Raw genomic sequence first — 11611 nt, 5'->3', positions numbered from 1 at the left:
GCCCGGAGCCGCAGGTTAGCGGTGCGGCGTCCGGGAAGGGGGGTGGCATGACCTTGGATTCCCTCCCCGGTGACCTCTACCACATGCAGGAACTCCTCGACGACCGAGAGAAGGAGATCGTCGGGCGGGTGCGCGCCTTCCTGGAGTCGAAGGTCGCGCCGATCGCGAACGACTGCTGGGCGCGGGCGGAGTTCCCGTTCGACCTGATCCCCCAGTTCGGGGAGCTCGGCGTCGCCGGGCTCGCCCACGACGAGTGCCCGGGCGAGAAGCCGAGCAGCCTGCTCACCGGGTTCCTGGCGATGGACATGGCCCGCGTGGACCCGTCCATGTCCACGTTCTTCGGCGTCCACACCGGCCTGGCCATGGGCAGCATCGGCCGGTGCGGCTCGCCCGAGCAGCGCGAGCGGTGGCTGCCGGCGATGGGGCGGATGGAGAAGATCGGCGCGTTCGCGCTCACCGAGCCGGAAGGCGGGTCCGACGTGGCGCTCGGGCTCCGCACGACCGCGCGCCGCGAGGGCGACACGTGGGTGCTGAACGGGGCCAAGCGCTGGATCGGCAACGGAACCTTCGCGGACTACACCGTCGTCTGGGCCCGGGACGAGTCGGACGACCAGGTGAAGGGCTTCGTCGTCGGCAAGGACGCGCCCGGGTTCACCGCCACCCGGATCGAGCACAAGATCGCGCTGCGGACGGTGCAGAACGCCGACATCGTCCTGACCGACTGCCGGGTGCCGGAGGCCGACCGGCTCGCGGGCGCGAACGGTTTCAAGGACACCGCCGCGATCCTGCGCCGCACGCGCAGCGGCGTCGCGTGGCAGGCCGTCGGGGTCATGCTCGCCGCCTACGAGATCGCCCGCGACTACGCGGTGGAGCGCGAGCAGTTCGGCCGGCCGATCGCCAAGTTCCAGCTCGTCCAGGACCTGCTGGTCAACATCCTCGGGAACGTCACGTCCTCGCTCGGGATGGTGGTGCGCCTCGCCCAGCTGCAGGACGAGGGCCTCTACCGCGACGAGCACTCGGCGCTCGCGAAGGCCCACTGCACCACCCGCATGCGGGAGGCGGTCGGGTGGGCCCGCGAGCTGATGGCCGGCAACGGCATCGTCCTCGACTACGGCATCGGCCGGTTCGTCGCCGACGCCGAGGCGCTCTACTCCTACGAGGGCACCAGGGAGATCAACACGCTGATCGTCGGGCGCGCCGCCACCGGGATGGGCGCCTTCGTCTGACGCGCCCGCCCCCCGGCGCGCCGCACGCCCGAGGGGGCCTACGGCCCACCCCGGAGGGCCCTCTGGCAAGGGGCGTTGCTAGAGTTCGGCGCCGTAGGCCCCAACGGAACCGTGTGAGGAAGACGAGACGCATGTCGACTGGCAGCCACGCCGGGCGCCCCAAGTCCTGGGTCGCCGTGAGCATCATCTTCATCGGGTTCGTCATCGGCGGCGTCGGCATCGTCATGGGCCCCGACTGGATCGTCTTCGGGATCGGCACCGCGGTGGCCGTCATCGGCGGCATCATCGCCATGGCCGTCGACATCATGACGGACGTCGTCGTCGACGAGCCCCGGCAGTAGCGTTGTTCGGCCGCCCTCCCATCGAAGAGCGCATCGCCGCGCGGCAGCGCGAGCGCGGGCCGCTCAAGGCGGGCCGGGTGTTCCCGCACGCCCCCGCCAAGATGCTGTTCTTCGTCAGCATGGGGGTCGTGGTGGTCACCCACCTGATCGCGCTCGGGCTGCTCTTCGTCGACTCCGGCCCCTGACCCGGCTCAGCGGCCGCGGTCCGAGCCGTTCGGCGGGCCCTCCCTCCGGTCGCCCAGGTAGAACAGCCCCACCAGGACGAAGATCGCGACGGCGGCCAGGATGGCCAGCACGCCGAACAGAGCCGACCCGGACACGGGAATCACCTTCCTTGCCTAGCACGGCGCCTCCCCGGATCATGCCCGCTGAACGGCGGATCAAAAGGGGGTAAAGAGGATCCCCGGGACCTTCCCGGCGGCCGGTCGGCGGGTGCGAACGGGGCGGCGGCGACGTACGGTCGAAGGGAAGTGGCCGCCTGCGTCGCCCCGAGCCCGAGGTGGTGGGATGCCCCTGCGACTCGGTATCGAGGAAGAGTACTTCGTCGTCGATCCCGTCTCCCGGGAGGTCGTCCCCCGGGCCGCCGCCGTCGTGCGGCGGGCGTCCGCGGCGCTCGGCGAGCGCGCCTCCACCGAGCTGGTCGACTTCCTCGCCGAGGCCAAGACGCCGCCGTGCGACGACCTCGGCAAGCTCGACGAGCAGATCCGGTCGATGCGGTCGGCGATGGCGGCCGCCGCCGCGGCCGAGGGCGTCCGGCTCGCCGCGACCGGAACGCCCGTCCTGGGCGAGGTGATCCCCGCGCCGATCGCCGCCGGTGCGCGCTACGCCGAGAGCCGCGCGGTCTACCGCGGCCTGGACGACGAGCAGAGCATCTGCTCGTGCCACGTCCACGTCGAGATGCCCGACCGCGAGCGCGCGGTCCAGGTGAGCAACCACCTGCGCCCCTGGCTGCCGACCCTGCTGGCCCTGACGGCGAACTCGCCGTACTGGTCCGGCCGCGACACCGGCCACGCCTGCTGGCGGGTGATGGCGTGGGCGCGGTGGCCGGTCGCGGGCCCGCCGCCGTACTTCGAGTCGGCGGCGCACTACGACGACCTCGTCGGGACGCTGCTCGGCTGCGGCGCCCTGATGGACACCGGCACGATCTTCTGGGACGTGCGGCCGTCGGCGCGGCTGCCCACCGTGGAGATCCGGCTCGCCGACGTCGCCCCGACCGCCGGGGACGCCGCCGCGTTCGCCGCGCTGATCCGGGCGCTGGTGCAGGTCTCGGCCGCCGCGGTGGACGCCGGCGAGCGGGCGCCCGACCCGTCCCAGGAGATGCTGCGCGCGGCGTACTGGCTGGCCGCCCGGGACGGCCTCGCCGGGACGGGCATGGACGTGCGCACCGGCCGGCCCGCCGGCCACCGGGAACTGGCCGGCGACCTGCTGGCGCACGTGCTGCCCGCGCTGCGCGACAGCGGCGACCTCGGCACCGTCGCCGGCGGCGTCCGCCGGCTGCTGACGGGCGGCACCGGCGCCGAGCGGCAGCGCGGCGCCTACCGCAGGCGCGGCCGGCTGACCGACGTGGTCGACGCCGCGATCCTGCGCGACCGGTGAACCGGACCGGCGGTCCACACCGATGATCTTGAGGCGGCCCGCCGGCGCCCGGAAGCGATTCGACGGCCCGCGGAAGCGATTCGATGATCGCCGAACGTGATTTCCCGGGTATCGTCCGTTTTTCGACGGTCATCTCCGGGTAGTCGTGAGGTGTTCGTCGTCCACGGAAAGATCAGCTCGACAGATCAGCTTGGCCTCGGGGGATGCGCGTGTGGGCCGGTCTCGCGCGATGGTGTCCTCCGCGTACGCTCGCTTGGAAGACATGGTCAGAGAACAGGTCCCGATCGGAGTGACCGCGCTATGAGTCCCGCGCCCGGGGGCCGGGCATGAACCGTAGCGCCTTCGTCCACCCCGCCCTCTTCTACCGCGGCGACGACGAGTACCTCGCCGGCACCGTGCCGTTCGTGCGCGCGGGCCGCGAAGCCGGGGAGCCCGTCGCGGTCGCGGTGCCGCCGGCCCGCCTCGCGCTGCTGCGCGACGCGCTCGGCCCGGCGGCCGCCGGGGTGACCTGGCTGGACATGACCCGGGCGGGGCGCAACCCGGGCCGTATCATCCCGGGCGTGCTGCGCCAGTTCGCCGACCGGCACACCGCCGGGCGCGTCCGGATCATCGGCGAGCCGATCTGGCCCGGCCGGACGGCCGACGAGTACCCGGCCTGCGCCCAGCACGAGGCGCTGATCAACATGGCGTTCGAGGGACGCCGGGTGTCGATCCTCTGCCCCTACGACGTCGCCGGCCTGGATCCGGCCGTGATCGCGGACGCCCGCGCCACCCACCCCGTCGTGATCGACCGCGGCGGCGAGCGGGCGAGCGGCGACTACGCGCCCGAGCGCGTCGTCCGCGCCTACAACCGGCCGTTCCCGGAACCGCGGGACGCGGTCTCGATGAGGTTCGACCTGGACGCGCTGCCCCTCGTCCGCGAGTTCGCCTGCCACTGGGGCGCCCGCTTCGGCCTCCGCCCGGACACGGTGGGCGACCTGGAGCTCGCCGTGAACGAACTGGCCGCCAACTCGTGCCTGCACGGCGGCGGCTCGGGCACGGCGCGGCTGTGGGCGGAGAACGGCCACGTCCTCTGCGAGGTCCGCGACGCCGGGACGATCACCGACCCGCTCGCCGGCCGCCGTCCCGCCGACATGAGCCCCAACGGCGGCCGGGGGATCCTGATGGTCCACCACCTGGCCGACCTCGTCCGCGTCCACACGGGCCCGGCCGGCACCGCGATCCGCGTCTACATGCGCAGGTGACGGCACCGCGTCAGGGCCGGTCCGCCGCGGCCCGGGGGCGCCGCCAGGCGATGCGGCGCCGCGGCTTGAACACCGACAGGACCGTGGCGGTGAGGAGCATCGCGAGCTGGGCGGACACGACCGCGACCTGCTGCCCGCCCCGCCCGGCGGGTGGCGCAACGCCGCCGGCGGTGGCGTCGGCCATGGCCTCCGGAGTGAACAGCAGCATCCCGGCGAGTACCACCCCGATCAGCAGCAGCAGCTTCGCGAACACCCAGTAGTGGCGCGCGAGGCCCCACTTGGAGCCGAGCGCGAGCGCGATGCCGCTGGCCAGCGCGGTGAGGCTGAGCGGGATGCCACCGCCGAACACCAGCACGGACATGAGCCGGTAGGCGGAGTTCGCGAGCGTCCCGTCGGCGGTCAGCGTCGCGGTGAGGTTGAGGAGCACCAGGCCCCACACCTCCCCCAGCAGCGCGACGGACGAGACGACGTGCACGACCATGAGCAGCTTGCGGGTGGCCGGGCGGGGCCGCCACCGCTGCGCCGCCGGGGCGGCGGCGGTGGCGGGCGGCCGGGTCTGGACAGCGGACATCTCAACGCTCCCTGGTTCTCTGTGCCGACGTCCCGATCGTCCAGGGGCGTCACCGGGGCGGTCGTCGGACGTCCGGATGCACTCGCGCTGCTCCCCGCGGCGCAGTCCGGTGCCCGCCGCCTGCGCCCCGCGGCGTAGACGGCGGAATGTCGAGAATTGACCCGTTTCCGGGTGTAGCGGACGCACCACGGGAATCATCCGGGCTGCCTGAACCACCCGATCCTTATGGGGAACGATGCGTTTTCTCGCTCGCGCTCACCAGATGCCCGTCCGCTTGATCGTCGGCGCGTTCGTCCTGAACTCCGGACTGTCGAAGCTCAAGGGCGACGAAGAGGCGGCCGAGCAGACCCACGGCATGGCCCAGACCGCCTACCCGGTCCTGAAGTCGCAGAGCCCGCAGGAGTTCACGCGCAACCTCGCCAGGGCCGAGGTCGCACTCGGGACCGCCCTGATCCTGCCGGTGGTGCCGTCGGCGGTCGCCGGCGCCGCGCTCACCGCGTTCGCGGGCGGGCTGACGGGCCTGTACCTGCGGATACCCGGCATGCGGGAGCCCGGCGGGCTGCGACCCACCACGCAGGGCATCGGGCTCGCCAAGGACACCTGGCTCATCGGCATCGGCACGGCGCTCCTGCTGGAGGAACTCGGCCGGGCCCGCGCCAAGCGCCGGGGCCGCGACTGAGCACGGCCGCGCGCTCCGGCACGGCCGGGCGGCCGAATGCGGCCACGGGCGGCGGACGCCGCACGGCGGCCCGCCCGCGCCGCGTCCGGGCCCCGTGCCTGATGCCCGCCGCCGTCCGCCTCTGGACAGGTACGAGACCGCCAAACGCGCCTGACCCCATGCGGCCACGCCGCGGGGGCGGTGCGGACGGACGGCCGCAGGCGGCGACCCCGGCCCCGCCCCGGCCGCTTACCGTCGAAGGAGCCGGCACACCGCTCCCCTCTGTGAAGGCATCAGGTGAAAGCGACATGACGACGGCCGCCGCGCGGGCACCGGAGACGGTCCTCGCCCTGCACAGACCCGCGTCGGCCCGCGTCCAGGACTACCTCCTCGGCGGCAAGGACCACTACGCCGCCGACCGCGAGCTCGCCCAGCGGATCCTGGCCGCCCTGCCGCAGGCCGCGGACGCGGCGCGCGCCGCCCGCGGCTTCCTCGGCCGCGCCGTGCGGCTGCTGGCCGGCCGCGGCGTCCGCCAGTTCCTCGACCTCGGCTGCGGGCTGCCCAGGGACGACAACCTGCACCAGATGGCCGCCCGGCACACCGGGGGCAGCCGCGTGGTCTACGTCGACGACGACCCGCTCGTCATCGCGCACGCCCGCGCGCTGCTGATCGACGGCGGCAACATCGCCGCGCTGCGGGCCGACGTCCGCGACGCCGCCGCGATCCTCGGCAGCCCGGAGGTGCGCCGCCTCCTCGACCCGGCCGAGCCGGTCGCGTTCGTCTTCTCCTCCGTCCTGCACCACCTGCCCGCGGCCGGGGGCCTCGTCGCCGCGCTGGCGGGCACGGCCGCGCCGGGCAGCGCCGTGGTCGTCTCGCACGCCACCGCGGACTTCGCGCCGGCCGCGGTCGCCGCGGCGGCGCGGCTCCACCGGGAGGCGGGCGCCGCCCCGCTGTTCCCCCGCGGCGCCGGGGAGATCGCGCGGCTGCTCGGACCATTCCGCCCGCTGTCGCCCGGCCTCGTCCCGCTCGGCGGCGGGCATCCGGGCGGCGCGGTCCGGACGGCGGCCCCCGAGGCGGTCATGTACGGCGCGGTGGGCGTCCGCTGACCGTCCCCGCCCGGCGCCCGGCGAGTGTGGGCTTGATCACAGTCCGTCGCCGCCGCGGCCGCCGGGACGCGCCGGCGCCGAGCTCCCGGGAGCCCTGCTCCCGGCGCCCTTCGGCCGCCCCGCGCCGGTCACGCTGAGTCAGCCGCCGGTGCGCCCGCGTCAGGGCCGGCCACCTCCGCCCGTTCGAAACCCGGAACGGTCGGCCCCTAGGGTGGCCCGGATGGCGGCGAACACCCTGACTCCACCGCAAGGAAAGACCGGCTCCCGCACGGAGACAGCGCCCCGGATGGACTGGCTCGACGCCCTGCGCGGCCTGGCCGCCATGGTGGTGGTCTTCGAGCACTCCCTCGACGTGCTGCTGCCCGAGGTCCGCCGGACGGCCAGCCCCTGGTTCGACTTCGGCCGGTACGGCGTGTTCGTGTTCTTCCTCGTCAGCGGCTACGTCGTGCCGTTCTCCCTGGAGCGGCGCGGAAGCGTCCGGCACTTCTGGGCCGGGCGGTTCTTCCGGCTGTACCCCCTCTGGGGCGTGGCGGTGCTGCTGGCGCTGGCGCTCGGCGCGGCCGGCGTCTCCTACGGGCTGCCCGGCGGGCTCGGCGAGCGGCCGTGGGCGTCCGCCGTCGCGCACCTGACGATGCTCCAGGACCTGCTGGGCGTGCCGAACGTCCTCAACGTCTTCTGGACGCTGTCCTACGAGATGGTCTTCTACCTGCTGGTGACGGCGATGTTCGTGGCGGGCGTCCACCGGTCCAGCGCCCGGGTGGCGCTGGGGTTCGGCGTCGGCGCGGCGATCATGGGCGTGGCGCTGCCGTCCGGGCTGCTGGCCTCCCGGTGGCCGGACGGGACGATCCTCGTGACCGTGCTGCTCATGGCCGGCGGGCTTGCCGCGATGTTCGGCGGGCCGCGGCCGCTGCGCCGGGCCGGGGTCGCGGTCGTGGCGACGCTCGCGCTCACGCTGCTCGTCCTCAACAGCCGGATCGGCGCCATCGAGAGCCTGTGCATCATCGCCACGATGTTCGCGGGGACCGCCGTCCGCGGCATCCAGGACGGGCGGCTGCGCACCTGGCCCGCCGTCGCGATGGTCGCGGTCGTCCCCGTCTTCACGCTCGCGGCGGGCCTGCGCGCCCCGACGAGCTGGGCGCTGCACGCCAACCCGAACCCCCTCGGCGCCGACTGGTCGATCGCCGTGGGCGCCGCCTGGCTGACGTTCCTGGCCGGGCTCGCCCTGCGCGCCAAGCCCATGCCCCGGTTCCTGGTGTGGTCCGGGACGGTCAGCTACTCGGTCTACCTGCTGCACCCGCTCGTGATCCAGGGCGTCTGGTACGCCGCGGGCGGCGATCCGCAGAAGCTGCCCGGCGTCGTCCGGCTCGGCTGGGGGGTCGTGCTGGCCACGGTCGTCCTGCTCGCCGCCGCGATGGCGTACCGCTACGTCGAACTCCCCGCTCAGCGCCTCGGCCGCCGGCTGACCGGGCGGCGGGCCGCCCCGCCGCGCGGCGCGCCGCGGCCCGCCCGGTCGTGACCAGGGCCCGGTCCCGGGGGACGGACGGGTGTGGTGACAGCTTTTCCCTTTATTGCCTAGGGTGAGGCCGTTCCACCCCCACCCCCGGCGGAAACGGATAGCCGATGACACAGGGGCCCATGCCCGCCGAGCTGCCCGACCTGCTGCGCCAGCACCTCCAGTCCGCCGTCGCGGAGATGGAGCGGGAGATCCGCGACCAGGTGCCCGAGTACGCGGGCGACGACGGCGGCGAGTACGCCAAGCGGGTCGAGCGGACGGTCAGCGACACCGTCGCGTTCTTCGTCGACTCCGTCGACCACCCGAACGCCGACGCGCGGAAGCTGACCGAGCTGTACATGCAGCTCGGGGAGCAGGAGGCCAGGCAGGGCCGCAGCCTGGACGCCCTGCAGAACGCGATGCGGGTGAGCAGCCAGGTCGCGTGCCGCCGCTTCATCATGGACGCCTACCGCCTCGGCTGGTCGCGGGAGACGCTGGGCCGGCTGACCGACTCGCTGTTCATGCTGCTGGCGCGGGTCGCCGACGCCGCCGCGCAGGGGTACGCGCGGGAGCAGGGGCAGCTCGCGACCGAGCGCGAGCGGCGCCGGGACCGGCTGCGGGACCTGCTGGTCGCCGAGCCGTCGCCCGGCCCGGAGACCATCGCCGAGGTGGCGGTGGCGGCCCGCTGGGACCTGCCGAAGAGCATCGGCCTGGTCGCGCTGCCGCAGGGGGCGCCCGCCGGGGCGCGGATCCTGCCGCCCGCCGTGCTGGCCGACTGGGAGGCCCCGGTCCCGTACCTCGTGGTGCCCGATCCGGAGGGCCCCGGCCAGGACCGGCTGTGGCCCGCGCTGCGCAGGCTCGGCACGGCGGCGCTCGGGCCGACCGTCCCGGTCGGGCAGGGCGCGGTGTCGCTGCGCTGGGCCCGGCACGCGCTCTCGCTCGCGGAGCGGGGGCTGCTGCCCGGCGGCGCCCCGGTCCGGTGCGTCGACCACATCGCGCCGCTGGCGACGCTCGCCGCGGAGGAGCTGGTCGGCGCGACCGCGGGCGCCGTCCTCGGACCGCTGCTCGACCTGGCGCCGGCCCGCCGGCTGCCGCTGGCCGAGACTCTGCTGACCTACCTGCAGTGCGGGGACAACGCGGTCGTCGCGGCGGAGCGGCTGCACATCCACGAGCAGACCGTCCGCTACCGCCTGCGCCGCATCACCGAGCTGACCGACGGCCGGTTCACCGAGCCGGAGGGCAGGCTCGACCTGATGCTCATGCTGAGCTGGCTGGTCCGCACCGCCCGCGCCGAGAAGTCCGCCTAGCCCCGTCGTCCGCCAGGCCGGTCGTCCGCCCGGCCCGGTTGTCGGTGCGGTGCCGTTTAATCGGGGTGTGGACGTTGCGAAGCGCATCAACGAGCTGACCGCCGAGGTCACGCGGCTGAACGACCTGTACTACGGCGCCGGCGACAGCCCCCTGCCCGACGCCGACTACGACGCCCTGAAGGACGAGCTGGCGGCGCTGGTCGCCGAGCATCCGGAGCTCGAGCCGGCCGGCAGCCCGCTCGGCAGGGTCAACGCGCCGGCGGAACTGACCGGCCCGACCGTCCGGCACGCGCGCCCGATGCTCTCGCTGGCCAAGGCGACCAGCGAGGAGCAGATCCGCACGTTCTGCGAGCGGTTCGGGGGCCAGGTCTTCCGGGTGTCGGAGAAGCTCGACGGGCTCTCGCTCAGCGTCGTCTACACCGACGGGCGGCTCGACTACGTCGCCACGCGCGGCACCGGCGCGGTCGGCGAGCTGGTCACCGCGAAGGTGCGCCACGTGATCCCGGGGCTGCCGGCCGAGATCGATGCGCCCGGGCGCGTCGAGGTCCGCGGCGAAGCGGTGATGCTGCGGTCGGTGTGGTCCGCCTACAACGAGGCGCATCCCGAGCGGACGCTGACCAACCCGCGGTCCGGCGCCGCGGGGACGCTGGTGCTCAAGGACCCGGAGGCGGCCGCGAAGGCGAAGCGGCTGCTGCGGTTCTTCGCCTTCGGCGCCGACCGCGACGGCGCCGCGGTCGAGGTCCCGGCGGGTTTCGAGACGGTCGCCCAGTACGTGTGCGCCGACGCCGCCGGGGTGATGGACGCCGTCCACGCCATCGGCGCCCGCCGCGACGGGCTGGACTACGACATCGACGGCGCGGTCGTGCGGCTGCACGAGCCGGCCGCGTTCGACGCGGCGGGGTTCAACAGCGCCGAGCCGCGCGGAGCGATCGCGTTCAAGTACCCGCCGGAGGAGAAGCTGACGACGCTGCTGTCGGTCGAGTGGCCGGTCGGCAAGATCGGCCGCGTCCCGCCGCGCGCGAAGGTCGCGCCGGTGTTCGTCGGCGGCGTGACGGTGGAGAACATCACCCTGCACAACCCGCGCCTGATCCGCGAGCGGGACCTGCGGATCGGCGACACGGTCGCGGTCGTGCGGCGCGGCGACGTGATCCCGTTCGCGGGGCGCTCGCTGCCCGAGCGGCGCGACGGGACCGAGACCGAGATCGTCCCGCCCGCGCACTGCCCGTCGTGCGGCTCCGAGCTGGAGGTCCGCGGCACCGGCGAGGAGCGGTGGTGCCTGAACCCGCAGTGCCCGGCGCAGGCGACGCGCCGGCTCATGCACTGGGCCTCGCGCCAGGCGGCCGACATGGAGGGCGTCGGCGACACGTGGATCGAGAAGCTCGCCGAGGACGGCGTGCTCCGCGACCGCAGCGACTTCTACGACCTGACCGCCGAGCAGCTGCTCGGCTACGAGCGGATGGGCGAGGTCAGCGCGCGGAACATGGTCGACTCGATCGCGGCCTCCAAGGGGCTGGGGCTGCGGCGCGCGCTGATCGGGCTGGCGATCCCGATGGCCTCCGAGGGCACCGCCAAGCGGCTGTGCCTGGCCGGCTACGAGCGCATCGAGGACGTCGCGGCGGCCACGGCCGAGGACCTCGTGGCCATCCGCGACATCGGGCCCAAGGCCGCCGAGAGCATCGTGGCCTTCTTCGCCCGCCCGGAGGTGCGGCGGGAGCTCGTGGCGCTGCGCGAGCGCGGCGTCCACCTCGACGTGCTGCCCGAGGACCGGCCGGTCGACGCCGCGGCCGCGGGCGACTCGCCGCTCAAGGGCGCGTCGGTGGTGATCACCGGCGCGTTCACCGACCCGCGCTCGGGCGCGAAGATCAGCCGGCCGGACGTCACCCGCCTGGTGGAGCAGGCCGCGGCGACGACCGCCTCCTCGGTCTCGGCCGGCACCGACTACCTGCTCACCGGCGACAACGTCGGCGCCGCCAAGACCGGCAAGGCCGAGAAGCTCGGGGTCGCGGTCGTGGAGCAGGACCGGCTGTGGCGCTGGCTCACCGAGGCAGGCGTCATCTGACCTCCGGCGCG

The 11611-nt window shown here is 74.5% G+C and carries 12 protein-coding genes; 10 read left to right on the top strand and 2 right to left on the bottom strand.

The genetic code is table 11. The features are described from left to right. Nucleotides 1–47: 47 nt before the first annotated feature. The 3 genes from E1266_RS10375 (at nucleotide 48) to E1266_RS10365 (ending at nucleotide 1752) form a co-directional block, all read left to right on the top strand. Entirely contained in the window at nucleotides 48–1226 is a 1179-nt protein-coding gene (locus E1266_RS10375) for an acyl-CoA dehydrogenase family protein (protein ID WP_132046103.1), read from the top strand. A 131-nt stretch (nucleotides 1227–1357) separates the two neighbouring features. After that, nucleotides 1358–1567: an HGxxPAAW family protein gene (locus E1266_RS10370; protein ID WP_132046102.1), complete on the top strand. Its 210-nt coding sequence runs from the start codon at nucleotides 1358–1360 to the stop codon at nucleotides 1565–1567. A gap of 2 nt (nucleotides 1568–1569) precedes the next feature. Continuing rightward, the gene (locus E1266_RS10365) at nucleotides 1570–1752 is read left to right on the top strand and encodes a hypothetical protein (RefSeq protein ID WP_132046101.1); all 183 of its coding nucleotides are present in this window, start codon (nucleotides 1570–1572) and stop codon (nucleotides 1750–1752) included. Between the two features lie 6 nt (nucleotides 1753–1758). Here the strand turns inward: E1266_RS10365 and E1266_RS39840 are convergent, their stop codons facing one another. Further along, a complete protein-coding gene (locus tag E1266_RS39840) occupies nucleotides 1759–1887 on the bottom strand; it encodes a hypothetical protein (protein WP_268248517.1) in 129 nt (42 codons plus the stop codon). Between the two features lie 187 nt (nucleotides 1888–2074). Here E1266_RS39840 and E1266_RS10360 point away from each other — a divergent pair, with 187 nt between their 5' ends. Both E1266_RS10360 and E1266_RS10355 read left to right on the top strand, forming a co-directional pair. After that, nucleotides 2075–3163 (top strand): glutamate--cysteine ligase, encoded by a 1089-nt coding sequence (locus E1266_RS10360; RefSeq protein ID WP_132046100.1) that lies wholly within the window; start codon nucleotides 2075–2077, stop codon nucleotides 3161–3163. A gap of 326 nt (nucleotides 3164–3489) precedes the next feature. Further along, entirely contained in the window at nucleotides 3490–4407 is a 918-nt protein-coding gene (locus E1266_RS10355) for a sensor histidine kinase (RefSeq protein WP_132046099.1), read from the top strand. Between the two features lie 10 nt (nucleotides 4408–4417). Here E1266_RS10355 and E1266_RS10350 read toward each other — a convergent pair whose 3' ends face one another. After that, nucleotides 4418–4978 (bottom strand): hypothetical protein, encoded by a 561-nt coding sequence (locus tag E1266_RS10350; protein WP_132046098.1) that lies wholly within the window; start codon nucleotides 4976–4978, stop codon nucleotides 4418–4420. Nucleotides 4979–5213: 235 nt separating this feature from the next. Between E1266_RS10350 and E1266_RS10345 the strand changes: the two genes are divergently transcribed. The 5 genes from E1266_RS10345 (at nucleotide 5214) to ligA (ending at nucleotide 11600) form a co-directional block, all read left to right on the top strand. Beyond that, complete coding sequence (locus E1266_RS10345) at nucleotides 5214–5657, top strand: hypothetical protein (RefSeq protein ID WP_132046097.1); 444 nt, start codon at nucleotides 5214–5216, stop codon at nucleotides 5655–5657. Between the two features lie 287 nt (nucleotides 5658–5944). Then, a complete protein-coding gene (locus tag E1266_RS10340; protein WP_165966018.1) occupies nucleotides 5945–6742 on the top strand; it encodes an SAM-dependent methyltransferase in 798 nt (265 codons plus the stop codon). Between the two features lie 286 nt (nucleotides 6743–7028). Further along, nucleotides 7029–8258 (top strand): acyltransferase, encoded by a 1230-nt coding sequence (locus E1266_RS10335; protein ID WP_165966017.1) that lies wholly within the window; start codon nucleotides 7029–7031, stop codon nucleotides 8256–8258. 104 nt (nucleotides 8259–8362) lie between these two features. Further along, entirely contained in the window at nucleotides 8363–9541 is a 1179-nt protein-coding gene (locus E1266_RS10330; protein WP_132046094.1) for a PucR family transcriptional regulator, read from the top strand. Between the two features lie 67 nt (nucleotides 9542–9608). Further along, nucleotides 9609–11600 (top strand): NAD-dependent DNA ligase LigA, encoded by a 1992-nt coding sequence (gene ligA / locus E1266_RS10325; RefSeq protein WP_132046093.1) that lies wholly within the window; start codon nucleotides 9609–9611, stop codon nucleotides 11598–11600. Nucleotides 11601–11611 lie beyond the last annotated feature (11 nt).

The organism is Actinomadura sp. 7K534 (genome assembly GCF_004348575.1).
GTDB classification, from domain to species: domain Bacteria; phylum Actinomycetota; class Actinomycetes; order Streptosporangiales; family Streptosporangiaceae; genus Spirillospora; species Spirillospora livida.
The sequence above is the reverse complement of the archived record's forward strand: the minus strand, read 5'-3'. Positions and strand labels throughout refer to the sequence as shown.

Bases quoted from the DNA above. Each gene is read 5' to 3' on its own strand.
- E1266_RS10370 (WP_132046102.1), top strand. From the start codon at position 1,358: ATGTCGACTGGCAGCCACGCCGGGCGCCCCAAGTCCTGGGTCGCCGTG.
- E1266_RS10330 (WP_132046094.1), top strand. From the start codon at position 8,363: ATGACACAGGGGCCCATGCCCGCCGAGCTGCCCGACCTGCTGCGCCAG.
- E1266_RS10350 (WP_132046098.1), bottom strand. From the start codon at position 4,978: ATGTCCGCTGTCCAGACCCGGCCGCCCGCCACCGCCGCCGCCCCGGCG.
- E1266_RS10355 (WP_132046099.1), top strand. From the start codon at position 3,490: ATGAACCGTAGCGCCTTCGTCCACCCCGCCCTCTTCTACCGCGGCGAC.
- E1266_RS10345 (WP_132046097.1), top strand. From the start codon at position 5,214: ATGCGTTTTCTCGCTCGCGCTCACCAGATGCCCGTCCGCTTGATCGTC.
- E1266_RS10375 (WP_132046103.1), top strand. From the start codon at position 48: ATGACCTTGGATTCCCTCCCCGGTGACCTCTACCACATGCAGGAACTC.
- E1266_RS10335 (WP_165966017.1), top strand. From the start codon at position 7,029: ATGGACTGGCTCGACGCCCTGCGCGGCCTGGCCGCCATGGTGGTGGTC.
- E1266_RS10340 (WP_165966018.1), top strand. From the start codon at position 5,945: ATGACGACGGCCGCCGCGCGGGCACCGGAGACGGTCCTCGCCCTGCAC.
- E1266_RS10360 (WP_132046100.1), top strand. From the start codon at position 2,075: ATGCCCCTGCGACTCGGTATCGAGGAAGAGTACTTCGTCGTCGATCCC.